This is a genomic window from Pseudomonas sp. NFPP12, assembly GCF_900103205.1.
GTDB lineage: Bacteria > Pseudomonadota > Gammaproteobacteria > Pseudomonadales > Pseudomonadaceae > Aquipseudomonas > Aquipseudomonas protegens.
In genome coordinates, this window is sequence record NZ_FMWW01000003.1 from 355,949 (window position 1) to 381,574 (window position 25,626).

The following is a 25,626-nucleotide window of genomic DNA, read 5'->3' on the forward strand; positions in this document are numbered from 1 at the left end:
ATTATTCCACAGCGTTCGAGGATCGCCTACCCCTGATTTGCGATTTCTGCCGCAGCATGTTGCAGCAACCCCTCTAGCGCGGCCTTCACCGTTTGTCGGCGGACCTCATCGCGATTTCCCGGAAAGTGCCGGCACTCGGTGGTCAGGGTCTCTCCCGCCCCCCAGGCCAGCCACACAGTGCCCACAGGCTTCTGCGCAGAACCGCCATCCGGCCCGGCGATACCGCTGACCGCCACGGCAAAATGGGCATGACTCCTGGCCTGTGCCCCACGGACCATGGCCTCGACCACTTCACGACTGACAGCGCCGACCGAATTGAACAAATCGGCCGGCACATTCAATTGCAGGGTCTTCTGGCGATTGGAATAGGTGACATAACCGGCCTCGAACCAGGCCGAACTGCCAGGAATCCTCGTGATCGCCTCGGCGATGCCTCCCCCGGTGCAGGACTCCGCGGTGGTGACGTGGGCATTCAGAACCTGCAAACGCCTGCCGAGTTCAGCGGCAAGCTGGGTGATTTCTTTCACAATCCTCTCCTGATGGGGCTGGCGTGTGCTTACCGTACACCAGGCTAAGTGGCTTGCAAGTGACAGGCTGTCAGATCGGAATCAGAGTTGAGTACTCGTGGACCGGTTTATCTCCCTTGCGCAGCTTCGACAATCACGCGCGGCCTCCAGAACCACTGAAACAGGCACGTCACTTGGTGATCAGCATGTCGATGGTGCTGGTATCGCAAGAGTAATTGGCCTTCTTGTCCAGGACAAAATAGATGGACGACAACTTGCTGACAGGCACCTTGCTTACCGAAAAAACAGCTCCCGTACCTCTGGCCAAGCTACCCGACTGAAGAACCGAGTCATCCAAATTCAGGGACCAGGCAACCCCATCGCCACAGCTGTCGTGAATGCTGTTGACACGCCCGAGAACATTTACCTCACCAACGACCGGGCTGCTCCAGCGGATAACCGTCTGGCTATTTTTCCCGGGGTGAAACGCCACATTGCCCGGAGCGATAACAAAACTGCCGTTTCCAGTGAATGTATAAGTCTTGAAGTGGACCGATACGTGAGCCCCTGATACCGGGTCCTGCCAACAGGTCACAGGTTGAGCAGTGCAGTCGTCCGCCTTGAAGAAAGGTAGCAACGTATAGTTTTCAGACTTGTTCACCCCTGATGTGTTCTGCATGAATGTCCAGGGCGAGTTCGCCACGACACTTTCCTTGGCCAGCATTACATCCCTTGCCAGGTTCCACGACATGGCCGTCTCTGCACTCACATTGAAGGAAATCCCGATCAGTGCAAACAAGCTCATCAGCAAGATGTTTTTAGTATTCTGCATAACTTCTCCAGTAGTTCTCATTCCGAGCGTGCATGCTCATTTTTCAAACAAAGCCGCGCGCATTCGGCAGTCCTGAAACGGCCAAATAATGCGAACTTCATATAAATCCCCAAGTACCCGAGGCCATAAGCCAATGTCCTGCATCGCTGACGCGATAGCACTTTTACTGGCTATCACTGGCCGTCACCTTGTCACTCCTCCCTTCCACCTGGATGCGACCCAATCCGGTCGGCTCCAGTGGAGCCGGAGAGTGAATCGGCAACCTGCTCTCAGGGCTGCAGCAACGTCCCCGTAGAGCTACGCAGCACAGCCTGGGATTCGCGCACCCACCGCTGCAACGCCTTCAATTGCTCGGCATTGGCGTGGCATTCGCTGTAGTTGTCGACGACGCTGGCGGCGACGGTAGAGAGTGCAAGGCCCGAGGCGGCGCCATCAGTGACGCTGGGGCCTGCGGCCAGGGGCAGGTTGGCGGCGCCGGCGTTGTGCACCCGGACAAAACCATCAGGCACAACGCAGGCGTTATCAGCCGCTTTCGAGACATAGATAGGAACCTCTTTGGTGAGAGTGGCGCCCGCCTGATAGACCTTGACGATGCGATCGACGTACTCGACCACCACCTTCTCCTTGACCGTGCCCAGGGCCTGGCCTTGTTCGAAGGATTGCTGCAGCCGAGCCTCGTCGAGGCGCTGGTGTTTAGTGCGTTCACTGCCGGCGCCGCCGACAAAACCGAGGGCATAAAGCAACGCAGCCGCCAGGGCTACGGCCAGCCAACCGCTGATGTTCATCAAGCCACTCCTGCTATCCGTAAAAGAAATGGGCCTGCCGATCCGCGACCATCAGCCCCCAATCAGGCAGGGAATTCAGACCACGGGCAGGCAAAGCACCGCCCGCGCCCTGGCCCAGAGTTGCAGGCGATCCTGCAAGCCGTTCAAACCACCGTTGATGCGGCGGGTAATGCTATTGAACTCATCGCGATCAGCCAGGGCATTGAGTCCGCCGCGCTCCCAGAACCAGGCCGCCGACTCGGCGGCCCATTGCGGCTGCTCCAGCAGTTCCGGCAACTCCAGCAGGCGCTCATCACCGAACAGCCCGAGGCTGCACTGGCGATAGTTGCTGCGCCCGGTGATCTGGATCAGCCCACGCCCGCGATAACGCTGGCCGTCGCCGTCAGCCTCCGGTGTATTGCCCAGGCGTGCCGCGAGCGTGCCGGTGTCGTACTTGCTCAGGTATTGATCACTGCCCAGCTCGCGCACATATAGCAGTTGCCCGGATTCGTGGCCGATCTGGGCAAGAAAGGCCGCCTGGCGCTTCGGCGTATCGATCTGCCGGTGAGCCATGGCGGTATTGAGTGGAGAAACAAAAACGCCCGCTTGGCGGCGGGCGTTAGGCATGATTTGTTGCAGTTGTTGTTCGGTGATTGGCATGGTCGGTGTTTGTAAATGGGATAAGAAAACGCCCCGACGGTGCGGGGCGTTTATGAGATATGTTCAGCCATCCAGGTTGGCGCTACTGGCCGGAAATTGGCATCTGGAAAATCCGCCGACTGAGGCCAGTCTCGTAGGGCCTGCATATGCACGAGCAACTGTATGAACTGATCAGCAGAAAGCGTGGTAACCATCGCGATCTCAGTTTGATCACGGTGACGGTCACGCAGCCACACGCCCCGCGCCAGCTCTTGGTCACGATAGGAGCGTTCGGTAGCAGCCAGCTCTTCTTTTGTCAGAGGTGACGGAACTGGATCAGGGGGAATACCGATACAGTACCACTCATCGTTTCCCACGTTGTCAGGCCCCGAAACCGCTCGCCATCCCTGGCCATCATTACGAACTGCATAACTCATAAACTGTCCTCCCATCCCAAACAAGTAAGACGATCTCCGGCGTACTGAGCGGCGCGATAGATGTTCGGGCCTTCCAGTTGTAGCTGGTACTGCGCAAGGTGTTGAGATGCTGCATAAAACACCAATGGCTGATTTGTGAGGCTCGTGTACCCACCATAACCATCATTGGGAGCAACCATTTGCGTGCTGTTGGTCCCCGTCATCGCCATATGAATGGTAACGGCTGTAGGGGGCACAAATGGCGCTACTGGAATCGCGACATAGGTCGGAATGCTGATGTGCCCCTGCACTCCAGCCGAAATGACGACATTGCCAGGGACATTGCTGCCGGGCGTTACTCTGTAACTGCAACGATTCCCGCGCTGTATGAAGTTCAGCGGATATTTGTTCGCCGTCGCATCAGTTTTAATCCAACCGACTCGTGCCTTGTGCGTATAGCCGGCCGGCAACTTTGGGGCTGTTGCACTCAGCGAGAGCAAGCCAGCCGGAGCGTTACCGTTCCAAATCACCCAAACGCTATACCAGGTTGATGGGGCCAACTCGCCGACATCTATCCCGTTTTCTCCCACAGTCAGGCCACTAAAGCTCAAGTTGATCCCACTCAGTGAACGCAATAGCCCACCCGCACCAACGATCAACTGGTCAGCCGAAACATTCACCTGCGCGCCCCCCCCCGAGGCTGAAAGCGACAGACTCCTATACCCACCTACAATCGATATTGGTTTTTGCTCTTGGACTTCCAAAGCCAGAGAGGCAATGTCGATGTTTCCCTGATTGACGGGTGCGTTCCAGGCCTTGATACACCACATAACCACCAAGTTGCGAGGTCGGTTTTCCCCCCCTGTCCGCGGTGTGCCATTTGCAGCATCAGGCAGGGCTCCTCCAACCATAAATGGGTTAGCCGAGTCCGTTACACCTGAGGAGCCGAGGTTAGTACCACTGCCGGCATGAGAGCATGCAACTGAGGTCGATGTAATTCCTGCTGATGCGGTTACACCCATTCTGAAACGATATTCGTGTATGTGCCCTTGCATCTGATCGATTTGGTAACTGCCCAGAACGCGTCCAGAATCAACGCCCCGCCCATGATCCCAACCCCGCAGAAACTCCCCTCGTGACTCAGGCAAGCGGAATTTACCCGCTCCTTCCCCACCCGTATTGAACGTAGTCCCCAGATAAGCCGCCAGATCCGGATAGGTCGCAGCACTCTGCACACTGCCATCCACCTCCAGGAACCCAGCCGGCACCGTCCCCTTGGGAAACGGCACCATGGCCCCCACCGGCAAGGCCGACATGTTTTTCAACAGTGCCTCGATCTCCGCCTTGGTGTAGGTCACCGACTTGGTGTAAGCATCGGTAATCCCGTACTCGGCCAAGGTGGTGCGGATTTTCTCCGGTGGAATTGAATCCCGAACGATCGCCTTGATCGCCGCCAGCAACTGATCATGCTCGGCCTCGGCCGGCTCCTTCCCACCCGCACGAATCACATTGAGCAATTCGTCGGTAACCGCGTTTCCCCATTCCGAGGAAATCAGTGAGCCGACTTGCCCAGTCACCGGGTTCTCGTCGACAAACTTCCCATTTACCAACCCAACACTTGGCACACTTTTCGGATAGTCCACGTTGTCCAATCCTCTCTATTCATAGTTGATGTACACCTGGGTATGCGCCGGTGTACTGCGATGGATCAGGCATTCCAGGGCGCTGCCCGGGTTCATGCCAAAACGTTCGCCCCAATAGCTCGCGCCGAAGCGCCGGCCCAGTTGCAGGCGGCCGCCGGTATTGAGGGTCCACATGAAATTCGCCCGCCAGGTGCCGAAATGGGCGTGACCAAAACGTGAGCGGCCCATGCGTGGGGTGCTCAGTTCGGTGACGCTGGCATTGGGGTAGCCCTGGCTGCGGGCGATTTCGACGAAGTAGGCGGCGCGCTGGCTGCCCACCGCCAACAGACGACGGCGCACGGCCAGGCGCCGGTCTTCGAACAGCGGGGTCAGGCCCAGGCAGGGGTCGGGCAGATCCATGACCTTTTCCCAATCCGTCACCAGTTCGCTGACGCTGGCCGGGTCCATTTCGTTTTGCAGGTCCACGGCCCGGGCGTCGATGCGCGCCAGCTCCTGGGAGATGCCCTGCAACACCCGTTCAAGCTCCGGCACCCGTTCCGGGTCCCACGCCGGGCCGCTGGGTAGCAGGCTGCGCAGGTGGCGCTGGTACTGGGCGGCGCTTCTTATTGCAGCCATTGGCAACCTCCAAATACCAGCAGTTGGTTGCTGCTTGCCGGCACATCGGCCAGCGGCGCCAGCAGGCGGTGATCCTGTTCACCGGTGGCGCTGCTGATGGCCTCGCGGATGTGGCTCAGGAGCAGGGTTTCTCCCAGGCCGGCCTCGCGGCTGTGCAGGTCGCGCAGTTGGTCCTCGACCGCGGCCCGCACCGCACTGGTGTCGGGGGTCAGGCGCACCTGGTAGATCACCGGCTGTATCACTGGCGCCAGCACATGCACTTCGGCGGTTACCGGGCGCAAGGGCTCGATATAGGCCAGAACCCGCGCCAGCTGCTCGGCATTGGGAATCGACTGCAGGTCGTCGTCACGCATGACGAACAGGCCCACCGTGCCTGGCCCCAGGTAGTTGCGTCGGCACCATGCACGGGTGATGCCCGGGCACTCCATGGCCCAGGTTTCGTAGTCGTCCGCCGAGCCGCCATGGGGAATGATCCGATAGGAACGGATCACCCGCGAGCGCAGGGATTCGAGGCTTTCCCGGGCCACGCCACCGCTCAGGCCCGGGGCCAGGACGGTGAACGAGTTGCTGATGCCCTGCACCGGCTGCACCGCGGTCAGCTCCAGGCCGGCATCGGCATTGCCCAGGGTACCGCCGTCGACGGCCTGGATCGTGGTGCTGTTGAGGCCTGCGCTGGTGGTGCGCGCGGCGGTCACTGTGTAGCTGCGACCGTCGCTGCTTTGCAACAGGGTGCCGAGATCCAGCACGGCACCAGCTGCCGCGTTGAAACTGACGCTGCCACTGGCCGCCTGGGCGGTCTTGCGCGGCTGGTTCAGGCGCAGCGCGGCGATGCGCTCCAGGGTCGACTCATCGGCCTTGTCCGGAAGGATCTGCTCGGCGATCCAATCCAGGTAGCCATACAGGCCAAAGGCGGCACCGCTCAGGGTGTGGGCCAGCACTTGGGCATCGGACTGGCGCAGCGAATCGCTGGCCAGGTCGCTTTGGGTGCGCTGAATCAGCACCGGCAGCGAAGGCGTTTCAAACGGCATAGGTCACCTGCCAACTGTGAATGGGGTTGATGTCCAGGCGCTCGCCGTCGGCCAGGATCAGCACCGTGCGCAGGTTCAGGCGCTGGGCATCGAGGCGCTCGGTCATGATCTCCACGGCGTTGCAGTGGCCATCGTCGATCAGCCACTGCAGGGCCTCGCGGGCATAGAACTCGGCATCGAGCTGGGTCTGCCGGCTCAGCTTGACCCGGCGCAACAGCCACAGCCGCGAGCCGATACGGTCGTCGGCCACGCTGGGAAAACTGTCGCCCCACCAGCCGTAGCGCTGATCGTCATCCAGGGCGTCGTCATCGGCGGCGCGGCGCCAGGTGAACAGGCTGATTTCCACAGCCCGGGTCAGGGCGTTCTTCAGGTCATAAGTGGCGAACATGCTTAACCTCCCACCGGCGCGCCGGTCTGCCCCGGGCCGGGTTGCACGCCGCTGTGGACGTGGTTGATCTGGCTGATGCCGGCGGCGACCTGATCGCCCTGGGAGACGATCTTGCCGCTCATGCTCAGGGTCGGGCTGTCGATGATGACGCCGCTGCTGGCGCGGATATTCAAGGTGGCAGTGTCGATGTCGATGACCCGCCCGCGCTTGAAGTGAATCTTGTCGCCCTCGTCGGTGTAGATCGCCACTTCACCGGCGGCCAGGGCCTTGAGGCGATAGCGCCGGTCGGCCACCACCAGCACCACTCCATGGGAGCGATCGCCGCCGAGGAAGGTGGCGATGCCCTCGGCGCCGGCCAGGGGGTTGCTGGTAAAACCGTAAGGCTCGAAATGCTCCATGTCGTCGTTGACCTCGCCGGCGGTGAGGCGCATTTGCAGCGATTGCAATTTGTTGGCCGAATGGGCGAGCACCACGGTGCCCCGCGCCAACAGGCGTGTCAGTAGGCTCATGCTGGGTTCCTTGGGGGGATAAGAGCCGGCTTGCCGGCGAACAGGGATTGCGCGGTTTCGTGCCGGGTGCCTTCGCCGGCCAGCCGGCTCCTGCGGTTGGGCGCAGGTTTCAGTTTTTTGCGGGTGTCGGGTTGGCATCGAAGGTCTGCGGCGGCGCCACCTGCAAGGTGGTGATGGAGCCCTGGTCGGACAGCGACCAGGTGACCTTGGAGATCAGCATGTCCTGGTCGAAACCCAGCACCGGGTCGATGACCCGCACCAACGTGTTGTGTCGCCACAAATCACCATTGCTCTGGCGCCAGCCCTGCACCTGATAGGTGGTGGTCAGCGCCTTGCCGGTGCGGGTGCCGCACTCCCAGTCAGCCCGCTGCTGAGCCAGTTCCGCACTCAGTTGCGCCGCCTCGTTGATCACCGTCACCCGTTTGCGCGAAGCCCGGGCATCGCTGGCCTGGCCGGACACCTCGCAGACCGCGACACCGCTGCTCTGGTCGCTGCCCTTGTGCTGGCCGATCACCCGGTACTCGGAAAACACCGCGGAAAAATCCATCGCTGCATTGGCCGAAAGAATGTTCTTGCCCAGCTCCAGGGCATCGCTGGCGCGCCCGCCGCTGCCCGGTGCCGCCAGCAGCAGGTCGCCGTCGGCGTCATCGCTGGAGAACACCCGGTACAAGGTCAACAAGCGGTCGATGGAGGCAAACACCGTCTCCCCCGGCACAATGCTGTGGGTGTGCAACTTGCTGGTGGGTGCAATCTCGCTGCGCACCCCCACCCCGTAAGAGCCGGCCAGGGCGCGGACGATGCTCAGCACATCCTGCTGGCGCCACTGGCTCGGCCGGTTGATGGCCGCGCAATCCACCAGATCCTGGGTCAGGGAGCTGCCCTGGATGCTCAGGTTGATCTGCCTGCCGTCATAACTGACCGGCGCCTTGTAGACATGCCCGGTGAGCACCAGGTCGCAGCCGATGCGCACCTGGCAGCGGGCGCCCGGGCGGATCCGCACCTGCCTGTCCTGCCCCGGCCATTGCCAGGTGATGTTGAGGCTGAAGGTGCGAAACTGGCGCTCCAGGTCCGCCGTGATCTCCACGCTTTTCCAGCCGCTGTAGTCGAGCCCGTCCACCGTCAGGGTGACGATATTTGCCAATTCGTCCATGGGTCACTCCCGCGCAATCTGCAGATCGGCCGGCGGCAGGAAGCCCGGATGGGCCACCCGGTTGCGCTGTACCACTTCACCGACCCGCGTCGCATCGGCAAACCGCTCATAAGCCAGGACCAGCGCCGGCATGCTGCTTTTGGGGCTGAGACTGACCAGCCGTACCCCGGACGAAGCCACTGCATTGAGGTGGCCCTGCAGTTGCTGGCGCAGGGTGTTGAGCGCCTGGTAATGCATCGGGTCGGCCTTGAGCGCGGCTTGCCAGATCACTTCGTTGAGCTGGTCACGCAGGGCCAGTACATCGTCGGCCACCGGCACCTCCAGGCGCTGCACCGGCTGGCTGGCCTGCTGCGCCAGGGGCGGCGTGCTCTGGAGCTTGACCACCGGGGTGGCCACCGGCAAGGCCGACACCAACCGGGCGATCTGCACCAGCAACGCATCCTGGACCAGGTTCGCTACCGCCTCGGCCGCCGCGGTGGTGTCCTTGCCGGTGGTCAGCTTGGGCGCATCGATGCGCCTGGCCGCCTCCACCTGCTGGGAAATATCGGAGAGCATCTGCCGATAGCCGGTGCGGGCAAAATCCTTGAGCCCGCGTACATCCTCCAGCAACCCCTTGAACTCCGTGCTCAGCTCCTTGGGTATTTCCTTGACCGCCTTGACCAGGGTGTTGAGGTCGCCATAGAACTCGATCAGCGGCTTGAACTCGTGTTCGATGACCGCGTACACCTCGGTCAATCCCTTGCGCAGCGAATCCACGCCGATCCGCGCCTGCTTGATCAGGTTGGTGGCGAACTCGAACCGCAGCACCGCCGAGCCCAGCAAGGTATCGCTGGCCACCAGCACCTGCTGCTGGGTGTTGACCACCGCCGAAGGAAAGCGCAGCGGCTGGTCCGGGTAGAACTTCAGGCTGAAGGTCACCAGGCCGCCGTCCTGGCGGCTCTGGGTCATCTCGCACTCGCCGACCTTGACCTGCATCCGTCCAAGCCACGGATGCACCAGCTCGCCGCTGCCCTCCTCCAGGGCCTTGAGCAGCCTGTCGCGCTGCTCCAGGCAATCGGCGCCGACGATGAAGGCCGTCAGGTCATGGACTTTCGCCTGCTGGCCAAGGCCCTCGAAAAACGGCTGGTCGCGCTGCGGGTACTCATGCAACTGGCCTTTTTGCCCCACCGGGGTTTTCGCCTGGTCGACCCAGAAGGGCACGCCGCGAAAGGATGCGGGCAACAAACGATCACGCCAGTTATCCGCCATGGGAACCTCCTAGGGAAAGTGAGCGATAGCCCAGGGTCGAAGCCACGTTCAAGCCTGGTTGATTGGTCGTGGCCTGTTCGGCGCGCAGGCCGGGAGGTGCGTTCTCAAAGCGCAGCAGCAGCCCGCCTTCAAGCCGAGTGCGATTGTTGGCCGCAGCCTGTTGCAGCAGCGAACTGGAGCTTTGCGGCAAATTGCCCGGGGTCAGCAGCGGAGAAGGTGTATCGGTCAGCGAGTCCTCACCCCGGTTTGCCGAGTTGTTGTGCTCCACCACACTCTCGGTCAGCGAATTGATGCTCCCGGTGACACTGACAAGCAAATTGCCAAAGGTCGCTCGGAGCTTTTCGCGGATTGGCTCCAGGACCTTTTCCAGCCGCTCACGAAACGAAGAGAACCACTGGATCAAACCGTCGAGGTCCTTTCTCATCCCCTCACCGGGTGACCAACTGAACAGACTGGCAACGTTGTTCTTTGCCGTGATCGACAACGCCCAGATCAGATCCCAGATCGCTGCAAACAGGCCTACCACGGGTTGCCAGTTACTGCTTATCAAGCCAAGCGGGCTCCACTCGAAAACCTCTCGCAGGCTGCGAAAAATCACCTGGACAGCCTCTCTGATGGGCTCCAGGTTTCTGATCAGCAACCCAAACCCGCTCATGTTGAAGAGCAGATTCAACGCCTGGTACACCCGCCCGGTACCGGCGCTAAAGTCTTGCCAGAGGGCGCTCAGATAAGCGCTAACCGGCCCCCAGTTGGCAATCAATTGCCCAATGGGCGTCCAGGCGAACACCTCCTTGAAAAGACCGACCATGGACATGATCGTGGGTGAAATCTTCCCCCACAGCTGGATGAAAAACCGCGAAACCGGCTTCCAATTGGCCACCACCACACCGGCTACCGCAGCAATCGCCAGCATCGCCAAACCTATAGGCGAGGACAGTGCAGCAAAGACCGTGGCCGCCGAAGCTGCCACTGTAAAAGCGATTGCGGCGGCCGCGAGCCCTTCCACCAACCCGGGGTTATCAGCGACAAATTGACCGACCGATGTCAGTACGGGCTGAAGCCCCGTGACAATGCTGTTGATGGCCGGCAACAGTGCAACCCCCACATTGAGGGTGATTCTTTCCACTGCCTCATCAAAGTGCTTGAGGTTTAGCGCGGTATTGCCCAGCTCGTTCTCCGGACTTACCTCCCCCCTGACTGCGGCGGCCGTTACAGCCTGGATGTTCTGCGCCTTGATCGCCGACTGCATGCCCGCAACAAAGGGGGTCAATAGGCCCTGCCCAGAAAACAATCCTGAAAGATCGAGATTTCCTAGGCCACTTTCTTCCAGGCTTTTCCTGAACTTGCCCACCACTTGGCGAATGCCGGTGAGCTCCGGGTCGACGGCCTTGCTTGCGCTCTCGGCCACAGCAGGCTTGACCACCTCAGTTTCGGCTTTGACCTGCTGCACAGGTGCTGCCGGTTTGGCCTGTCTTGTCTGCTTGGGCCGCCGGCCCTTGGTCTTGTTTCTTTTTCGATACGCCATCACTGCACCTGCTGCATCGCATTGATCCGTTGCGCGTGCTCCAGGGATTCGCGGAGCACATCCAGTGGCCTGGCCATCATCTGTTCGGGGTCAACCTTCCAGAACCAGGCCAGGTCATAGGCGACAGCGATCAGGTCGGCGATGGCTGCGATGCCGCACTCATGAAAAAACTCGCCACCGCCCAGCTCAGGGCGTTGAGGTCCACCAGGTCGAGCTGGTTCACCGAGGACGGTGGAATGCCGGCGCAGACCGCGATGTATTTGGCCGCGACGTCCATGTCGAGGCTGACCTCTTCGCTCTTGTCGATCTTGTACGGCAGCGCCTTGATCGCTCGCACTTCCTGCACCGTCGGGCGGCGCAGGCTGAGTTCGGCCAGGGGCTCGCCGTGGGCCTCGATGGGCACCTGCAGCTTCACCGTGTTGCTCATTGCCAGGTCCCCTTCTGCCCTTCGAAGTTCAGCTCGATGCTGGCGTCGTCGCCCTTGGCAATAGGCTCGTCCACCAGGTAGGCACCGGCCAGTACGTAGACCTTGCCGTTGGCGAACTCGCAGGTGACGGTCATGTCGACGCCTTCGATCAGTTGCTTGAGCGGAAAGTCCGGGGTGTGCAGCGCGGTGACTTTGAACGACGGCGTGAGGTCGGTTTCCTTGTAGAAGCCCGGAACCACGGTTTCCCGCTTGACGGCCATCAGTGGTGCTTCGCAGCCGCCGCTGATGGTCAGTTGAGCGCCGTCCACTTTGACGTAGCAGGTGCCCGCTATCAGTTGACCCATGTTGTTTCTCCCAAAAAATAAGCCCGCTCAAGGCGGGCTGAAAAAGCGCAGCGATGCAGGTCCGGCTCAGGCCGCCGCGTCGTACTGCAGGCGGAATTGGTTGAGCAGCGCGAATACCCGCAGGCCGTTGATGTAGTCCGGCGGAAACAGCACGTTGACCCGGCTCGGGTCCTGCACATCGCGTTCGACGATCAGGTGCTCGGCGAACAGCTCGGCGTTCTCCACATGGCCCTCCAGCTCCAGCTTGGCGTACTGGGCAATCAGCTCACCGCGAATGGTGCTCGGGGTAACGATCGGCTGGCCGGCGCCGAAACGAGTGCCGTCGGCAGCCAGCTTGTGGCGCCCGTATTTGCTGGTGATCACGCTTTGCAGGCGGCGCACGATGAACGCCGACTGGTGCATGGTTTCGCTGTCCAGGTAGGAGTTGTCGGCCTGGCCGTAGGCGTTCTTCTGGTAGGTGGTGATCGCCCGCTGAATGCGCATGTAGCCGCCTTCGTAGTAGGCGGTGGCGATGCCGTAGCTCAGCAGCGACTGGCGCTCGGTGAGGGTGAAGCGCTCGCTGGCCGGTGCCGGGTCTACGCCCGGCAGGCTGCCGCTCTGGGTCGGACGGCTGGCATCGGCGGAGATGAACACCGAAGTCCGCGCCGCCAGGGCGGCGGCCTGGACCCACACCGGCTGGGGCACGCCGGTTTCCAGGGCCTGGATGGTGATGTGCTGGTCGTTGCGTGCCTGGCCGGCCGCCACCAGGGTGCCGACGGTGCCGCGCTTGGCGCTGTAGACATGGCCGAACAGCTGCTTGGCCCAGGACCAGCGGCCGGTGTTGTCGTCCATCACCGCTTGCCAGGCATTCAAGCTGGCGGTATCGGTCCAGGGCATGCAGATGAACTCGAACGGCTCGTCGCCCAGGGCGGCCAGCGCCGCGACCTGATCCGGCACACCGGTGCCGCCGGCCATCTTGCCCAGCACCAGGGTCAGGCCCGCCGGGGTTTCTTCGCCATTGCTCTTGCCCAGGCGATTGAGTTGCAGGCTGATGTCGTTGCCGCTGTCGCCGGTCCACTTGGCGTTCAGGGTCACAGTGCCCTCGGCCGCGGTGGCGGTCACCGGCAGATCTACTGCAGCGTTGACCTTCAAGGCCAGGGCGCTGGCCGCTTGTGCGGCACTGGCGCCGCTGACGATGGAGGCTTGCACCCGCACCCCACCGACGTACAGATTGAGCAGGCCGGCGGCGCCGGCGCTACCGCTGATCTTCAGCTCGGCCTTGGCCACGCTGCCCTCGGTGCTGTGCAGCGGCAGGCACCAGATCTCGCCCACCGGGTCGGTCTTGCGCCAGGTTTCGTACATCGAAGCGAGCATCGAGCCCTGGCCGCCGATGCTCCTGGCCAGGGCCACGCTGGACACCAGCACCAGTTTGCCGAGATCGTCGCCAGCCTGGTTGTCGTTGACCTGGGCGACGATCAGACGACGCATGGCCGAGGACGCGCTATTGGCCGCCGAATTGTCCATCTCGGCGTAGAACAGCGGCACACGGATGTCCGCCGGGATATTGCTGAAACCGATCGCCATTATTTGGCTCCTTGAGATTTCGCCGCTTTCACGGCTTTGCTAGTGATATCGCCATCGGCCAGACGCCGGCGCCACCAGGCGCTGTCCGACACTTCACGGCCGGAAGCGGGCAGCAGATCGCCTGCTTCCGGGTCCGGTACGGCGCGGCCGGCGACCGGCAGCACGGTGATGCGTTTGCTCATTGCTTCAGCTCTCCTGAAAAAGTCAGCTCCAGGCGCCCATCGGGCCCTGGGCGTTGCAGATTGGGGTCCGCCGGATCGATGGCATCGACCCGCACCGTGACCCCGGTCAAGGACGGCAAGCCGTCGAGTTCACGCTCATGCCAGGTTTCCGCCGGCTGGCCGGGCAGATTGCGCCCCAGCTGGAACTCGGCGAAGAAGCGCAGGCGGTAGAGCAGGCGGGTGGTGTCGAACGACACCAGTTCACCGCCGTCGTATTGGATCGGGTTGTACTCGGCGCCGGGTTTGAAACCGACCAGGGCGCGCCAGAGTTCGGCGCGTAGGTCGTGCAGCGGATTCAGCGCTTTTGCAGGCTCGGCGGCGCCAAGCGCCAGGACCACCTCGAAGCGGTCGCGAATGGTCTGGCGAATGATGTTCTGCCCGGCGCTGGCACCGGCCAGATCGTTGCTGGGCGCCAGATAGGCGACTGGCATTGGCGCACCAACGCCTGAGGCAGAATCGGCATGGGTGCCGACAATGATGCGCCCGGTAAAGCTCGGGCACTGTGCTTGTAGCTGATCGAGAACAGCCGAAAGGTTCATGACAAGGCTCCTGGAACGGGATGAGGCTGCGGTGAGGCTTGTTTCTGCCGGGCATGAAAAAACCCGTCGAGACGGGTTTCGCAAAAGCGCTCTGGAATCATGGCCCCAGGCGTGCTGCAGAACCTGTGGCAGCCAGCTCCAGAGCCCATCCGGCCAGTCACTCCCGCCCGGTCGGCAAGAGCTCATTGCTGGCCTTGAGCCCTGACTGCAGCGCGGCCCAGAACTCGGCATTTTCATAGCCCATGGCCCAGACGCTGGTGCCGCCCAGGCCCAATCTGGTCACCAGGGCGGTCTTGGTCTTGATGCTGGCGGCATCGTCGTACCAGAGCACGGGTTGCGCTCGTTCCGGGGTCCATTCCACGCCATCGGCGAAGCTCTTGACCGGGCCCCAGGTGGCATAAGGCGTCGCAGAAGCGGCATCCCGGTGAGTGGCTGCCCGGTGCTCGGCAATGATTTCCTGATAGGCCGACCAGTGCACCCGGTTGCCGATGCTGTAGTCCTGGCCGTATGCGGGCAGCCCTGCCAGGACCTTGCTCGCCGGGACTCGGGAAACGGCGTAACTGAGCAGCGCCTGCTGCCAGTCGAAGCCCGATTCGGGGCCGGGCCAGGCTTCATTGTGAAAGCCGCCGCTGCTCCAGCCCGGCCCGACCTGGTCGTAGGTCATCACCTGGAAGTAGTCCACCGCCGCGCCCAGAGCCTTGTAGTCGTAGCCCTGCAGGTACTCAGGCTCGGTGTCGCTGAGCTTGGGCGGGATGCTGATGATCAGCTTCTTGTTGCCGGCATGCAGGGCGTTGCCCAGGGTTTTGACGAAGGCGCAAAACGCGGCGCGATTCCTGGGTTCGACCTTCTCGAAGTCCAGGTTGATGCCGGCGAATCCGCCCTCTTTGGCCAGCTTGACCAACTGTTTGACGGTGCCGGCGCTCAAGGCCCGGTCGTTGAGGATGGAATGGGAAATAGCCGGGTCGAAGGCGCCGATGCCTTCGTTGTAGTCGGAAACAGTCGGGAACAGCGGCAGGGATTGGCTCTTGGCAAAGCGGATGATGTTCTGCGTGGTTTCGTTCATGCCGTCCTGATGCAGCTTGCCGGTGACGGTCAGGCCGTAGGTGCTGCCCAGGCCGACGGCGGACAGGTTGCGGTGGAACGCCTGCAGATTGCTGTAGGACGCTTCGACCTGGCCGTCGGTATAGGCCAGGACAAAGGGTGCCGCATGGGCGGCAGCGGCCAGCAGCAAGCTGCAACCGGCGATCAAGGTCCGGAGAAAATGCCGGATCGCCAGGGTGATGCCTGGTTTCATGAATACTCCTGTGGGCGGGTTGCCCCGTCAGTGGGAATGGGATCAAGGCTCAAAGCTGCTCGACCCTGAGGGAGTTGCGGGCCTGGGGCGGCTTGCCCTTGGCCTTGCCTTGCTTACCGCCGTTGCACTGGACCGTGGTCGTCCATCCGGCCTGGGTGAACAACTGTTCGACCGAGTCCACCAGATAGTCACCGTCGAGCCCGGCCTTGAAGCCCTGGGCATTGATCATTCGCTCGGCGAACAGATCGGTGCGCCCCGCAAGGTCCAGGCGCAGGCTGGCGGTGCTGCGGTTGAAGGCCGCCAGGCGCGCCTTGGCGGCCTGCTCGGCGGCAGACTGGTTCGGGTAGAGGTGGCGGTCGGTGTGCACGGCGGGCGAATCATCCGGCGAACCATCGTTACCCAGGTCGATGACCCGCAGCTTTCCGCTCCTGGGATCCTGGTGCCGGGTCTGCACTGCCTTGTGGGTGCTGCCGTCACTCAGGCGGAACTGGTAGCGGCTGACATCGCCACGCCCGAGGGTGACAACCCCCAGGGCCTTGCCGCTGGCGCTCTGCCCGGCCTGGCGGGGCAACACCAGCAGCTTGCCTTCGGCCACCTTGGCGGTGCAGTCGTATTGCCGGGCCAGGCGGGTGATGAAGTTGAAATCCGACTCGTTGAGCTGATCGATGCGCGGCACCTTGATGACGAGCGGGCAGACCGGCTGCCATCCATTGCGCGCCGCCAGGTCACGGACGATGAGCTGCAGCGCAACGTTCTCCCAACTGCCGCTGCGGGTGGTCTTGCCACTGCCGCGCATGTCGCTGGCCTTGCCACGGATCTCGAGCGTATCGGGCGGCCCGTTCACCACCACTTCGTCCACGGTGTAGCGCCCCAGGCGAGTCAGCTCCTGGCCGGCGTAACCGAGGAACACTTCAATGCTCGCGCCGCGCCGGGGCAGCGCCACGGCGCCGTCGCGGTCATCGATGCGCAGCTCGAATTCATCCGACTCCAGGCCGGGCTTGTCCGTGGTGCGCAGGCTCAGCAAGCGGTCGTTGATCTGCGCGGTGATGTCCCGGCCATCGGCGACGATGCGAAACGCTGGGGTCATGTGCCGTACTCCAGAAAAAGCCAACCCCGTGCTCGACGGGGTTGGGTAAAGGGGTTGGGGCTCAATCCCATAGCTGGACCATGGCCTCGGCCCGGGCCGGCAGCTCCGGCAACCGGATCAGCAGCCCGGCGCGAAACGGCTGTACCTCGTCGGCCAACCCCTGGTTGGCGTCCAGCACCGCTTCGACACAGCCGTTGAGGTGGCCGTAATACTGGTAACACAAGGTATCGAGCAGATCCCCGTCAGACGTTCTGCAAGTCGTCGCCATAGCTTACGAACTCCAATGAAAAACCTTGTTTGCGCGGGATACCGCCGGCCAGCAGGTGGCTCTGATCTTCCTCGATGCTGGTCAGGCACCAGGTGCCCAGCACTTCGCCGTAGCCGGTGGTCAGGCTTAGCGGCTGCAAGCGCCGCCCGATGCTGCGCAAGGTCTGCAACTGCCCCAGGCCGCCCTTGAACCCGGGAAACACCGTGCCTTTGAGAGAGATCCGCTCTTCACCCTGGCCCACCGCCTGCTGGGCGACACTGCGGCTCAGGCGCTCCTGACCGGCCCAGCGGAATCCGCTCTGCCGGCGCAGCGCCTCGAAGGCTGCGGTATCGACGTTGAAGTAGTAAGGCAGGGCGCCCGCCCCGAGCGGTTGCAGGATCAACAGGTGCGCGAAGGGCTTCACCGCCTCGGCCGCCGGTGTGGTCTGTTCGGCAAATGCGGCGGTCGGGAAGATGTTGCCCAGGGAAGGACTGATCTGCCCGCCGATCCGATTGATCGCCGCGCCGGCCTTGGCCACCTGTTCCTGCAAGGCGCCAAGATGCTGCTGCATCTGCCCGGCCACGGTCACTGCCTGGCTGTACTTGGCCGCGACTTCCCCCACCACCGACTGCGCCGCACCGATACTGCGCATCGTGCGTTGCAGTTTGGCGCCCAGCGCCGGCCCGACAACGGGCAGGCTTTCAAGCTCCAGGGCGGCGCCGCTGATGTCGCTGATGGCGCCGTTCATGGGCCCGAGCATTTCATCGGCACTGCGCCGCCCCGCTTCCGCTGCCGCCACCAGGGAACCCAGCCCCGATTGCAGCTGTTCCATGTAAGCCATGGGATCTCCTTAAACGTGTGCCGCGTCGAACAGCTGGCGAGCGGCAGCCTGGCGGCTGAACTCGTCGAACTGCCAGCGCAGGTGGGGTTCCAGTTCCCGGGCCAGTTGCGCGGGGTCGCGCACATCACCCTGGACCGAGATCGACAAGTAGGGCGCGAAGCTGAACTGCTGCTCGATGACTGGAGGTACCTGGGGTTTGAGCGACTCCGGCGCGGTGATCGTGGCCGGCGCCGCAGCAGACGACGATGGGCTGAGCATCGAGCGCGCCGCCTGCCCCATCAGCGGGGGCGTCTGGCCTTTCTGGAAGGATTTGGCGATATCGCCCATGACCGGCGGGATGTTCTGTCCGGCGTTGCGCATCATCAGCGGACCGGCTGCGGGCAAGTGCTTGAGCGACTCGTCGGAGCCGAACAGCTTTTTACCCAAGGCGCCACCGGCGGCCGAACCGCCCCAGGCACCCAGGGCGCCGCCCACCAGCCCGCCAATCACCGTGCCGATCACCGGCACCACGGAGCCAATGGCCGCCCCTGCTGCTGCACCCGCGGCGGCACCGGCAAGATTGCCCGCCGCCTCGCCGTAGCCTTCGGCTTTTTCATCCTGGGTCTGGGCATTCAGGTAAGTGTCCGCCACCTGGAAGCCTGCACCGAGCACCGAAAGGATCGCACCGCCCTTGAGCAAGGGCGCGACTCCCTTGGCCAGGGAACCGGCGCCTTTCATTACGGCACCAGAGGTGGCAGCCCCTCTGGCCACTCTCTCCAGGCCGCTGGGCGTCAAAGGGCTCTTGAAGCCTTTGCTGCCCATGCCCCTCGAACGAGGCTCGCGCCTGGGCGTCTTGCGCCCGCCACGGCCCTTGCGGCGTTTTTTGTCCGGGCCGCAATCGAGCATGGGCGCACAACAGTCGATACCGCTCGCAGTGCCACCAGAGGAGCGCTTCGCCATTTTGCGGCCAACCTGCAGTGAACCTCGAGCGACATTCAGCAGGCCCTTGCCAATGGTGTAGACAGCCATCAGCTTTTTCACCGCGACATAAGCGGCGCCCAGGGCAGTAACCCCCAGTACCAATGAGGGTGCCTTCTCCGCCAGTTCGGTCAGCTTGCCGACCACCAGCGTGATGCTTTGGGCCACCAGATCCGTGGCCGGTTGCAGGGCCTTCCCCACGGCAAGCATGCCACCGTCGACCGCCTGCGCGGTTTCCTTCCACAGCTGGGCGGAGGCTTGCCGACGCTCAGCCAGGTTCTTGTCGATAACCCCCGAAGCACTCAACGAGTCCTTCTTCAGTTGCTCGTATTGCTGCCGGCCCTGGGTGTGAGCCAGCAAGGCCGCCTTGATCTGCATATCGGTGAACAGGTCACCGGTACGCAGGGACTCCTCCAGAGCCTCGAGCATGGACTTGGCCTTCGCCGGATCGGTTTCCTTGCTGATCTGCGCCTGGGCCTCGGCCATCTTCGCGGCCTTGGCCGGGTCGATGGCCCTGACATAGCGCATGGCCAGGGCAAAGCTCGCCTCCAGGCTCGACATACCCTTCTGGATACCGGTGTTCAGCGACGCCTGATAATCAATGCCGGCATCTTCGTAAGCCTTGACCGCCTCACTGGAACCGATTTTCTCGATCCAGTTCTGCAGTTGACCGGCGGCCTGATCAGCACCGCCCGCGGTGTTCATCTGCACTTGCAGCATCGAGCCCAGCTGGCTCACCGCATCCATGCCGGTGAGCCCCTCCCCGCTCGCGCTCTCGAGCAGCGCCGGGAGCAAGCGCGCCATGTCGGCGGCCTCGAAATTGCCCGCCTGCCCCTGCAAGGCGATGGCCTCCAGGGCCTGCTCCATGACCTTGGGGTCGCTGATCCCGGCCTTCAGCTCAAGGGCCCGCATCAGGTTCGACGTATCTTCGATACCCGCGCCCTGCCCCACCGCGAACCTGGCCGCAAGCCCCGCGTAACCTTGCGCCTTGTCCAGCGACATGCCCTTGGCAGTCATCTGCCCCACCAGAGCCGCCACCTCGTTGCGGGCCATTCCCGTATTCCGTGAAGTCTGAACGACGCTGCGGCTCAGCTGCGCTTCCTGAGGTTGATTGGCCACACCGGCCTTGATAGCGATGTCACGGATCAGCGCCTGATAGTCGGCATTGATCTTGACCGGAATGGCCAGCTTGCCGACCCCGTCCTTGGCCAAGCCATACGCCGCCTTGAAGTCGGCCTTGCCCTGGTCGATCTGCTGGTGCCCCCGGGCCTGCAGAGCGGAGCCCCGGGCCACCTTACCCAGCGCCTGATATTCCTGACGCAGTTTATGTACCTGCACACCTTGCTGGCGCAGGCCATCACGGCTCTGTTCCAACCGGCGCAACAGCCCGGCGGCAGATGCAGCACCGGTGTCATGGGCCTTTTTCCATTCATCCTGCAGGCGCAGGGTCTGGCCAATGGTCTTTTCCAGTACCCGGGCCTTGCTGCCCTGCTGCTCCAGTTGCTTGATCCGGCCTTCCACCGTCTTGAAGGCGGCGTCCCACGTCGAACTGAGGGCGGTACCCACCACCACCAGCCCTGATTCCAGCTTGTTCGCCATCTGCTTCTCCTGCTCCTTGGGTGACGGGCTCAATCCGTGAGCCACCAGACCATGTCGGAAAACCTCATGGTCATGATTTCCTCGGCGGCGAAATGCAGCTCGCTGGCGAGCCGCTTCGCCGCCATCTTCATCACCGCAGGGTCAAAGCTCGTCGTCTTGCACCAGGCGAAAATAGCCGGCCTGCAGGCGCTGATAGTCCTTGAGCGCCATGCCCTCCAGATCCTTGGCACTGATTTGCGCCAGGCTGGCGAACAGCATCAGTTCGCGCTGTTCATCATCGCCGGCAGCCCCGGAGTTGGCCGCACGCACATCACGCACGGTGGGGGCGCGCAAGGTGACCTTGTCGCAGACCACGCCGTTCATCTCCACCGGCTTGCTGAGGCTGATCACGACGTTTTCCGCGCTCAGGGTCATCCACGCCGGGGTCTTGTTGATTGCTTGAGTCATGCTGGTGGTTTCCTTACAGGCCCAGGGCAGAACGTTGCGCGGCCAGTTGGTCGACGCCGTTGATCACGCGCTTCATGCCCAGGGCATCGATCTCGTAGATCAAGCGACCATCGACTTCCAGCTTGTAGTAGGTCAGGGCCACGTTGTGCTTGACCTCGGCCTTGTCGCCGGATTTCCAATCGCCCATGTCGACTTCCTTGAGCAAGCCGCGCAGGGTCACGATCACCGGCGTGACCTTGCCCTTGAGGCCCTTGAAGGCGCCACGGAACACGCCGTTGAAACCGCTGCCATCGGCCAGGCCGAACATCTTCAGCGACTCGCGGCGCACGCCGGTGGTGGTGAAGCCGGCTTCCTGCTTCTCCATGCCCATGTCCAGCTCCACCGGCACATCCATGCCGCCGACCCGATGCTCCTCGGTCTTGAGGGTCAACTTGGGCAGGGTCAGGCTCGGCACGTCGCCTTGAAAGCTGATGCCATCGACGAACAGGTTCATGTTCGCCAGGGTTTCGGGAATCATTGCCATTGCTGCTGCTCCTTAAGCGGTGTGTTCGAGGACTTCGGTCAGCCACTGGTTGGTGACCTCGACGCGGAAGTTGGGGTTTTCGGCCGGTGGCACGTCGGTGAAGCGGATGTTCCAGTACACCTTGCCCTGCTCCAGCTGGCTGGCAGTGTTGAGTTCGGCGTCGGCGTAGACCTCGAAATTGATGATCGCGCCCTGGTTCTTCAGATCACGCATGAACGCCTGCAGGCCCTCGGTGACGTCCTTGACGTAGGTCGCGGTGATCGAGCGGTCCACTGCCCATTTGTGGCCGTAGAGGATCGCGTCCATGACGATGTCCATGGTCCGTACCCGGGTGACAAAGGCCCACTTCGGATCGCTGGAGAGCGTGCGGTTGCCCCACAGGCGGAAACCTTCATCACGAATGATGGTGGTGATGTTGGCGTTGTTCAGCAGGTTGGCGCGGCAGGTTTCATCGCCGTCCAGGAACTCGATGGCACGCGCAGTGCCGGTGATGCCGACAAACTCCTTGTTCGACGGCGAGGCCCAGAAGCCGTACTCGTTGTCGGTCCAGGCAAACAGGCCCGCGACCCAGGCCGAAGCCGGCGCATCGACGGTGGCGCTGGCGCCGTTGTCCCAGTACTGAATGCCCGGGTCGACCATGTAGGTGCGCTTGGCGCCGAAGTGCTTGGCATACGCCATGGCCGCTTCGTCGGTGCTGTTGGGGCCATCGATGATCGCCAGGCCACGCAGCTTGTCGGCCAGGGCCACCAGCGCAGTACCGACCGCCTGGGTCGAGCTGTGCTTGGGGGTCACCAGCAATCGCGGCTGGGCGTTGAAACGGCTCTTGCCATCCAGCAAGGCTTGCAGGCCGGTACGCTTGCCGTCGGCCAGCACCCCGCCGATGATCGCCGAGGTCTGCTCGGCCGCATCCGCCACCTTGGCCACGCCGCAAGCGACGATCACCGCCTTGGCCCGCTGGTAGATGGCCTGGCAGGCCTTGGTGATGGCCGCATCCGGGCCCCAGGCCGCGATAGCCTCACGCTCGTTGGTGATCAGCAGCAGGTCGTTGGCCTTGGCGCTGAAGTCAGGGCCTTCGGTGAAGGTATCCACCAGGCCGATGATCGAAGACGTGGGCAGCGAGATGGTGCGTGCGCCGGTGTCGACGTTGGTGACAGTAACGCCGTGGAAAAAACCACTCATGGATAAACTCCAGACATGAAAAAGCCCCGGGTGAAGGGGGCTCGTAGGGATGATTGATTAGTGGGAAGCGGGAAAGAAAACGCCCCGACGGTGCGGGGCGTTTATTGGGTTTGTTCGGCGATCCAGGATGGGGCTACTGGGCGATTTTCGGTTTGTGGGAAGTCCGGGGATTGGGGCCAGTCGCGCAAGGACTGCATGTAAACCAGCAGTTCCTTGAACTGCTTCCCATCAATGCTCGTCGGGGCTTCGATCTCAAGTTGATCACGTTGCCGTTCGCGCAACCACTTGACGGATGAAAGCTCAGTATCACGCCATGCCCGCTCTCGCATAGAAAGATCAGTAACCAGTAAAGGAGCATCGACCAGGTAGGGCACCCCATGCTCATCGTGAGCACGAACCTTTCCAATGGCTGGATTACCGATTACCGACTGATAAAGAGCTTCGGACATCTCTACCGCATCCTCGGGTATCGATGCATGAAATCCATATAGATAAGTTGTCTGCGTACTTGGGCTGTAAAAACGTTTCATTGAGTACCTCTGCCTCTCATCGCCCGATCGCAACCAGCTTCGGGTAGATCAGTGTCGAATCGGAGTTTGCATATGCCTGCAGGTAGACCTCGCTGGAGGTCAGCCCAGGAATACCGATTGTTTGATAAGCGCTGTTCGCGTAGGCAGAAGCCGAGGCAGCGTGAGTCGATACAACACGGAAGAAAACTTCATTCGGAAAGGCCATGGGATATGCAATAGTCTGGGCCCCTTCAGTTGCAACACCGACCCCGGTGGCCCATTGGATGATCAAGCCACCGAGCCAAGATGGAAAAGCGATATAACCATTTTGAGCCAGGTTTATCGCAAAGCCCTTACGAAGCGTCTTCGGAGTGACCACTACCTTGTCGTTGCTACCGTCCAACATCTGGGCATCGCTTGCGACTTTCAATGTGCCTTGGTTGGTTTCAGTGGCCTGACTCGCCAGCGGAGCCAGTGCGGCGATATCAATATTTCCCTGATTGTTCGGCGCATTCCAGGCCTTGATGCACCACATGACCGCAAGGTTGTGCGGGCGGGTTTCGTTTGACGTGCGGGCAACTCGGCTGGCATCGAAAGTCAATGAACTCCCTTGTCTATCTGAAACAGCACCGTCAGCAAACGAATTGCTGATGCGCTCAGTCAACGCAAATGCACCGGACGCCGTTACCCCTTCACCCAAAAACTGATATGCCGCTGAAGGGTTAGCGTTCAACCCCGCAATGATATTTTGCAGGGCATCCTCTTGCGCAGTGCCACACCCCCGACCTGGGTCCATGCCTCGCCCATGGTCCCATCCACGCAGGAACTCGCCCCGAGACTCAGGCAGGCGGAAGTTACCGGCACCCTCATTGCCCTTGTTGAAGGCCGTCCCCAGGTACACCGCCAGGTCGGGATAGGTCGCAACGCTCTGCACACTGCCATCGATCTCAAGGAACCCCGGCGGCACGCTCGACTTGGGAAATGCCACTATCGAGCCAACCGGCAACGACGACGCTTGCGCCACAATCGACTCGATCTCAGCCTTGGTGTAAGTGTCGGTGATGCCATGCCCGGCCAGAGTGGTCGGGTTCGTACCTGCGATCACGCGGCCGTACTTGTCGACCGTGACATTGGCATAGGAGCCCGCGCTGATACCGGTTCGCCCCGTCGCCATCTCGAAGGTCAGCGGCGTGGTGCCGAGAACAATCGGCCCGTCGGTGACCAACTGCCAGACGCTGTCGCCGTTGACCGTGCCCTTCTCGATGCTGACGAACAGCCCGGGGGTGACCTCCAGGCTGGTATCCGCATCCTGGGCACGGGTCCAGACGCCCGTCGACGACACGACATACAGCCCGTTGTCCTTGGCCTGGGTCTGGTTTTTCACCAGCACCCGGGCATCGGACGGGAGCAGCACGCCGTCGATGGTCTGAATCCCGCTCAAGACGATGTTGGCGGTGGTGGCCACCAGCGCCGAGTGCTTGAAGTCCAGCTTGGCCAGGGCCTCGATCACCGCATTGTCGACATACTCGCGGGTGGCCAGCACCACTGCCGGGTCGATCTTCAACACGATCTGCGCAGTGTTGGCGACGATGAAGTTCATGCGGATGACCTGGGTCTTGCCGGTACCCTGGGCCAGCAGGGGCTTGAAGCTCGGTGCGCAGTTGGCCACCGCCACCAGGTCGCCGTCGGCGTCGAGCAGGCCGATTTCACGGATCCAGCGCCCGCCGACATCAGGCGGAATCACCTGTTCGGTGATGATGATGTTGGGGTTGGCCGGATCAGTACGCACCTGATTGACCGGGGCACGTCGCCATTCGTTGATCAGCTTGGTCTGGGTTCTGTTCGGGATGGGGTCGGTGCCGTTGGCATCGCCGATCGCCATTTCCTTGAAGGTCCAGGGCGTGCCCAGGGCAGTGGCGTTGGCCTGTTTCGCCTCGCCCACCGCAGTGAGGATGGCGAAGAACTGACTGTTGGAATCGATCATGAGTACACATCCAGGGTGTCTGTTTCATCAATGCACATGACCTGGCCGTAACGGCCGATCACTTCAATATCGCGAGGGGTCGGGGGGTAAACGTCGAGTACTTCACCCTGGTCCACATAAGCGCCGTAACCGATGACACCGGAGGTTTCCAGGCTGATGGCAAGGCCCGTCATGTGCCGGCTCACCGGCCTGGCGTCATCGATCAGCCGGGTCAGTTCCTGGTACATCTGTTCGGTGATGCCGGTATCCAGCACCCCGACTTTCAGGGCAAAGGTGGCTGGCTCGCCTTGGGGGGCCATCTGCCACCACTCGACCACTTCAATCAGGTAGCCCAGCGGTTCCACCACACGGCGCAAAGCGCCGATGGTGCCCTTGCGGGCATGGATGAAGAACGAGGCGCGAATGGCATTGCGCTTGACCGTCTCGCTCCAGCGCGGGTCCCAGCGATCCACCGACCAGGCCCAGGCCAGCTGTGGCAGCAGGTGCACCGGGCAGGTCGAGGGGTTGTACAGGGTGCGCAACATGGTGGCGGTGTCGCTGCTGTTGGTCGCCTCCAGGGCGCGTTCCAAGAGTGTGCTGTTGCTTGGCAGCAGGCTGGTCAT

The 25,626-nt window shown here is 62.3% G+C and carries 29 protein-coding genes; all 29 read right to left on the bottom strand.

The window, feature by feature from the left end; all coding sequences use genetic code 11:
- Nucleotides 1-26: 26 nt before the first annotated feature.
- Nucleotides 27-527: a CinA family protein gene (locus tag BLS75_RS14450; RefSeq protein ID WP_011059578.1), complete on the bottom strand. Its 501-nt coding sequence runs from the start codon at nucleotides 525-527 to the stop codon at nucleotides 27-29.
- A gap of 169 nt (nucleotides 528-696) precedes the next feature.
- Entirely contained in the window at nucleotides 697-1,338 is a 642-nt protein-coding gene (locus tag BLS75_RS14455; RefSeq protein WP_072451139.1) for a hypothetical protein, read from the bottom strand.
- A 269-nt stretch (nucleotides 1,339-1,607) separates the two neighbouring features.
- The gene (locus tag BLS75_RS14460; protein ID WP_072451140.1) at nucleotides 1,608-2,123 is read right to left on the bottom strand and encodes a hypothetical protein; all 516 of its coding nucleotides are present in this window, start codon (nucleotides 2,121-2,123) and stop codon (nucleotides 1,608-1,610) included.
- A gap of 75 nt (nucleotides 2,124-2,198) precedes the next feature.
- The gene (locus BLS75_RS14465) at nucleotides 2,199-2,762 is read right to left on the bottom strand and encodes a glycoside hydrolase family 19 protein (protein ID WP_072451141.1); all 564 of its coding nucleotides are present in this window, start codon (nucleotides 2,760-2,762) and stop codon (nucleotides 2,199-2,201) included.
- A 50-nt stretch (nucleotides 2,763-2,812) separates the two neighbouring features.
- Complete coding sequence (locus tag BLS75_RS14470; RefSeq protein WP_083533707.1) at nucleotides 2,813-3,178, bottom strand: phage tail assembly chaperone; 366 nt, start codon at nucleotides 3,176-3,178, stop codon at nucleotides 2,813-2,815.
- A complete protein-coding gene (locus tag BLS75_RS14475) occupies nucleotides 3,175-4,800 on the bottom strand; it encodes a phage tail protein (protein ID WP_072451358.1) in 1,626 nt (541 codons plus the stop codon). Before BLS75_RS14475 ends, BLS75_RS14470 begins: the two co-directional genes overlap by 4 nt.
- 15 nt (nucleotides 4,801-4,815) lie before the next feature.
- Entirely contained in the window at nucleotides 4,816-5,415 is a 600-nt protein-coding gene (locus BLS75_RS14480) for a YmfQ family protein (protein WP_072451142.1), read from the bottom strand.
- On the bottom strand, nucleotides 5,403-6,443 hold the full coding sequence (locus tag BLS75_RS14485; RefSeq protein WP_072451143.1) for a baseplate J/gp47 family protein: 1,041 nt from the start codon (nucleotides 6,441-6,443) through the stop codon (nucleotides 5,403-5,405). Before BLS75_RS14485 ends, BLS75_RS14480 begins: the two co-directional genes overlap by 13 nt.
- Nucleotides 6,433-6,831, bottom strand: coding sequence for a phage GP46 family protein (locus BLS75_RS14490; protein WP_011059570.1), 399 nt, complete (start codon nucleotides 6,829-6,831; stop codon nucleotides 6,433-6,435). The genes BLS75_RS14485 and BLS75_RS14490 overlap by 11 nt, the downstream gene beginning before the upstream one ends.
- Nucleotides 6,832-6,833: 2 nt before the next feature.
- Nucleotides 6,834-7,340 carry a phage baseplate assembly protein V gene (locus BLS75_RS14495; protein ID WP_011059569.1) on the bottom strand — a complete coding sequence of 169 codons (507 nt, stop codon included), beginning with the start codon at nucleotides 7,338-7,340 and terminating at the stop codon, nucleotides 6,834-6,836.
- A 109-nt stretch (nucleotides 7,341-7,449) separates the two neighbouring features.
- Nucleotides 7,450-8,490: a phage baseplate assembly protein gene (locus tag BLS75_RS14500; RefSeq protein ID WP_072451144.1), complete on the bottom strand. Its 1,041-nt coding sequence runs from the start codon at nucleotides 8,488-8,490 to the stop codon at nucleotides 7,450-7,452.
- Nucleotides 8,491-8,493: 3 nt separating this feature from the next.
- Nucleotides 8,494-9,738 (bottom strand): DNA circularization protein, encoded by a 1,245-nt coding sequence (locus tag BLS75_RS14505; protein ID WP_072451145.1) that lies wholly within the window; start codon nucleotides 9,736-9,738, stop codon nucleotides 8,494-8,496.
- A complete protein-coding gene (locus tag BLS75_RS14510; protein ID WP_072451146.1) occupies nucleotides 9,728-11,263 on the bottom strand; it encodes a phage tail tape measure protein in 1,536 nt (511 codons plus the stop codon). The genes BLS75_RS14505 and BLS75_RS14510 overlap by 11 nt, the downstream gene beginning before the upstream one ends.
- Nucleotides 11,264-11,393: 130 nt before the next feature.
- Entirely contained in the window at nucleotides 11,394-11,690 is a 297-nt protein-coding gene (locus BLS75_RS14515) for a phage tail assembly protein (protein WP_011059565.1), read from the bottom strand.
- Nucleotides 11,687-12,034 (bottom strand): phage tail tube protein, encoded by a 348-nt coding sequence (locus tag BLS75_RS14520; RefSeq protein ID WP_011059564.1) that lies wholly within the window; start codon nucleotides 12,032-12,034, stop codon nucleotides 11,687-11,689. Before BLS75_RS14520 ends, BLS75_RS14515 begins: the two co-directional genes overlap by 4 nt.
- Nucleotides 12,035-12,100: 66 nt before the next feature.
- Nucleotides 12,101-13,597 (bottom strand): phage tail sheath subtilisin-like domain-containing protein, encoded by a 1,497-nt coding sequence (locus BLS75_RS14525; RefSeq protein ID WP_072451147.1) that lies wholly within the window; start codon nucleotides 13,595-13,597, stop codon nucleotides 12,101-12,103.
- On the bottom strand, nucleotides 13,597-13,779 hold the full coding sequence (locus tag BLS75_RS14530) for a DUF2635 domain-containing protein (RefSeq protein ID WP_011059562.1): 183 nt from the start codon (nucleotides 13,777-13,779) through the stop codon (nucleotides 13,597-13,599). The genes BLS75_RS14525 and BLS75_RS14530 overlap by 1 nt, the downstream gene beginning before the upstream one ends.
- Nucleotides 13,776-14,357 (bottom strand): phage tail terminator protein, encoded by a 582-nt coding sequence (locus BLS75_RS14535; protein WP_072451148.1) that lies wholly within the window; start codon nucleotides 14,355-14,357, stop codon nucleotides 13,776-13,778. Before BLS75_RS14535 ends, BLS75_RS14530 begins: the two co-directional genes overlap by 4 nt.
- A 157-nt stretch (nucleotides 14,358-14,514) precedes the next feature.
- Nucleotides 14,515-15,651: a glycosyl hydrolase family 18 protein gene (locus tag BLS75_RS14540; RefSeq protein WP_072451149.1), complete on the bottom strand. Its 1,137-nt coding sequence runs from the start codon at nucleotides 15,649-15,651 to the stop codon at nucleotides 14,515-14,517.
- A gap of 49 nt (nucleotides 15,652-15,700) precedes the next feature.
- Nucleotides 15,701-16,738: a phage late control D family protein gene (locus tag BLS75_RS14545; RefSeq protein ID WP_072451150.1), complete on the bottom strand. Its 1,038-nt coding sequence runs from the start codon at nucleotides 16,736-16,738 to the stop codon at nucleotides 15,701-15,703.
- Nucleotides 16,739-16,799: 61 nt separating this feature from the next.
- On the bottom strand, nucleotides 16,800-17,006 hold the full coding sequence (locus tag BLS75_RS14550; protein ID WP_072451151.1) for a tail protein X: 207 nt from the start codon (nucleotides 17,004-17,006) through the stop codon (nucleotides 16,800-16,802).
- Nucleotides 16,981-17,826, bottom strand: coding sequence for a phage tail protein (locus BLS75_RS14555; protein WP_072451152.1), 846 nt, complete (start codon nucleotides 17,824-17,826; stop codon nucleotides 16,981-16,983). Before BLS75_RS14555 ends, BLS75_RS14550 begins: the two co-directional genes overlap by 26 nt.
- Before the next feature lie 9 nt (nucleotides 17,827-17,835).
- On the bottom strand, nucleotides 17,836-20,382 hold the full coding sequence (locus tag BLS75_RS14560; protein ID WP_072451153.1) for a phage tail tape measure protein: 2,547 nt from the start codon (nucleotides 20,380-20,382) through the stop codon (nucleotides 17,836-17,838).
- A 141-nt stretch (nucleotides 20,383-20,523) separates the two neighbouring features.
- A complete protein-coding gene (locus BLS75_RS14565; protein WP_053156568.1) occupies nucleotides 20,524-20,829 on the bottom strand; it encodes a phage tail assembly protein in 306 nt (101 codons plus the stop codon).
- A gap of 13 nt (nucleotides 20,830-20,842) precedes the next feature.
- The gene (locus BLS75_RS14570) at nucleotides 20,843-21,352 is read right to left on the bottom strand and encodes a phage major tail tube protein (protein ID WP_015634355.1); all 510 of its coding nucleotides are present in this window, start codon (nucleotides 21,350-21,352) and stop codon (nucleotides 20,843-20,845) included.
- A 12-nt stretch (nucleotides 21,353-21,364) separates the two neighbouring features.
- Nucleotides 21,365-22,531: a phage tail sheath subtilisin-like domain-containing protein gene (locus BLS75_RS14575; RefSeq protein ID WP_072451154.1), complete on the bottom strand. Its 1,167-nt coding sequence runs from the start codon at nucleotides 22,529-22,531 to the stop codon at nucleotides 21,365-21,367.
- A gap of 101 nt (nucleotides 22,532-22,632) precedes the next feature.
- Nucleotides 22,633-23,061 carry a phage tail assembly chaperone gene (locus BLS75_RS14580; RefSeq protein ID WP_072451155.1) on the bottom strand — a complete coding sequence of 143 codons (429 nt, stop codon included), beginning with the start codon at nucleotides 23,059-23,061 and terminating at the stop codon, nucleotides 22,633-22,635.
- 16 nt (nucleotides 23,062-23,077) lie between these two features.
- Entirely contained in the window at nucleotides 23,078-25,024 is a 1,947-nt protein-coding gene (locus BLS75_RS14585) for a phage tail-collar fiber domain-containing protein (protein WP_176876747.1), read from the bottom strand.
- A complete protein-coding gene (locus BLS75_RS14590) occupies nucleotides 25,021-25,626 on the bottom strand; it encodes a phage tail protein I (protein WP_019093190.1) in 606 nt (201 codons plus the stop codon). The genes BLS75_RS14585 and BLS75_RS14590 overlap by 4 nt, the downstream gene beginning before the upstream one ends.

Bases quoted from the DNA above. Each gene is read 5' to 3' on its own strand.
- BLS75_RS14455 (WP_072451139.1), bottom strand. From the start codon at position 1,338: ATGCAGAATACTAAAAACATCTTGCTGATGAGCTTGTTTGCACTGATC.
- BLS75_RS14460 (WP_072451140.1), bottom strand. From the start codon at position 2,123: ATGAACATCAGCGGTTGGCTGGCCGTAGCCCTGGCGGCTGCGTTGCTT.
- BLS75_RS14465 (WP_072451141.1), bottom strand. From the start codon at position 2,762: ATGCCAATCACCGAACAACAACTGCAACAAATCATGCCTAACGCCCGC.
- BLS75_RS14470 (WP_083533707.1), bottom strand. From the start codon at position 3,178: ATGAGTTATGCAGTTCGTAATGATGGCCAGGGATGGCGAGCGGTTTCG.
- BLS75_RS14480 (WP_072451142.1), bottom strand. From the start codon at position 5,415: ATGGCTGCAATAAGAAGCGCCGCCCAGTACCAGCGCCACCTGCGCAGC.
- BLS75_RS14485 (WP_072451143.1), bottom strand. From the start codon at position 6,443: ATGCCGTTTGAAACGCCTTCGCTGCCGGTGCTGATTCAGCGCACCCAA.
- BLS75_RS14490 (WP_011059570.1), bottom strand. From the start codon at position 6,831: ATGTTCGCCACTTATGACCTGAAGAACGCCCTGACCCGGGCTGTGGAA.
- BLS75_RS14495 (WP_011059569.1), bottom strand. From the start codon at position 7,340: ATGAGCCTACTGACACGCCTGTTGGCGCGGGGCACCGTGGTGCTCGCC.
- BLS75_RS14500 (WP_072451144.1), bottom strand. From the start codon at position 8,490: ATGGACGAATTGGCAAATATCGTCACCCTGACGGTGGACGGGCTCGAC.
- BLS75_RS14505 (WP_072451145.1), bottom strand. From the start codon at position 9,738: ATGGCGGATAACTGGCGTGATCGTTTGTTGCCCGCATCCTTTCGCGGC.
- BLS75_RS14510 (WP_072451146.1), bottom strand. From the start codon at position 11,263: ATGGCGTATCGAAAAAGAAACAAGACCAAGGGCCGGCGGCCCAAGCAG.
- BLS75_RS14515 (WP_011059565.1), bottom strand. From the start codon at position 11,690: ATGAGCAACACGGTGAAGCTGCAGGTGCCCATCGAGGCCCACGGCGAG.
- BLS75_RS14520 (WP_011059564.1), bottom strand. From the start codon at position 12,034: ATGGGTCAACTGATAGCGGGCACCTGCTACGTCAAAGTGGACGGCGCT.
- BLS75_RS14525 (WP_072451147.1), bottom strand. From the start codon at position 13,597: ATGGCGATCGGTTTCAGCAATATCCCGGCGGACATCCGTGTGCCGCTG.
- BLS75_RS14530 (WP_011059562.1), bottom strand. From the start codon at position 13,779: ATGAGCAAACGCATCACCGTGCTGCCGGTCGCCGGCCGCGCCGTACCG.
- BLS75_RS14535 (WP_072451148.1), bottom strand. From the start codon at position 14,357: ATGAACCTTTCGGCTGTTCTCGATCAGCTACAAGCACAGTGCCCGAGC.
- BLS75_RS14540 (WP_072451149.1), bottom strand. From the start codon at position 15,651: ATGAAACCAGGCATCACCCTGGCGATCCGGCATTTTCTCCGGACCTTG.
- BLS75_RS14545 (WP_072451150.1), bottom strand. From the start codon at position 16,738: ATGACCCCAGCGTTTCGCATCGTCGCCGATGGCCGGGACATCACCGCG.
- BLS75_RS14550 (WP_072451151.1), bottom strand. From the start codon at position 17,006: ATGGCGACGACTTGCAGAACGTCTGACGGGGATCTGCTCGATACCTTG.
- BLS75_RS14555 (WP_072451152.1), bottom strand. From the start codon at position 17,826: ATGGCTTACATGGAACAGCTGCAATCGGGGCTGGGTTCCCTGGTGGCG.
- BLS75_RS14560 (WP_072451153.1), bottom strand. From the start codon at position 20,382: ATGGCGAACAAGCTGGAATCAGGGCTGGTGGTGGTGGGTACCGCCCTC.
- BLS75_RS14565 (WP_053156568.1), bottom strand. From the start codon at position 20,829: ATGACTCAAGCAATCAACAAGACCCCGGCGTGGATGACCCTGAGCGCG.
- BLS75_RS14570 (WP_015634355.1), bottom strand. From the start codon at position 21,352: ATGGCAATGATTCCCGAAACCCTGGCGAACATGAACCTGTTCGTCGAT.
- BLS75_RS14575 (WP_072451154.1), bottom strand. From the start codon at position 22,531: ATGAGTGGTTTTTTCCACGGCGTTACTGTCACCAACGTCGACACCGGC.
- BLS75_RS14580 (WP_072451155.1), bottom strand. From the start codon at position 23,061: ATGAAACGTTTTTACAGCCCAAGTACGCAGACAACTTATCTATATGGA.
- BLS75_RS14585 (WP_176876747.1), bottom strand. From the start codon at position 25,024: ATGATCGATTCCAACAGTCAGTTCTTCGCCATCCTCACTGCGGTGGGC.
- BLS75_RS14590 (WP_019093190.1), bottom strand. From the start codon at position 25,626: ATGACCAGCCTGCTGCCAAGCAACAGCACACTCTTGGAACGCGCCCTG.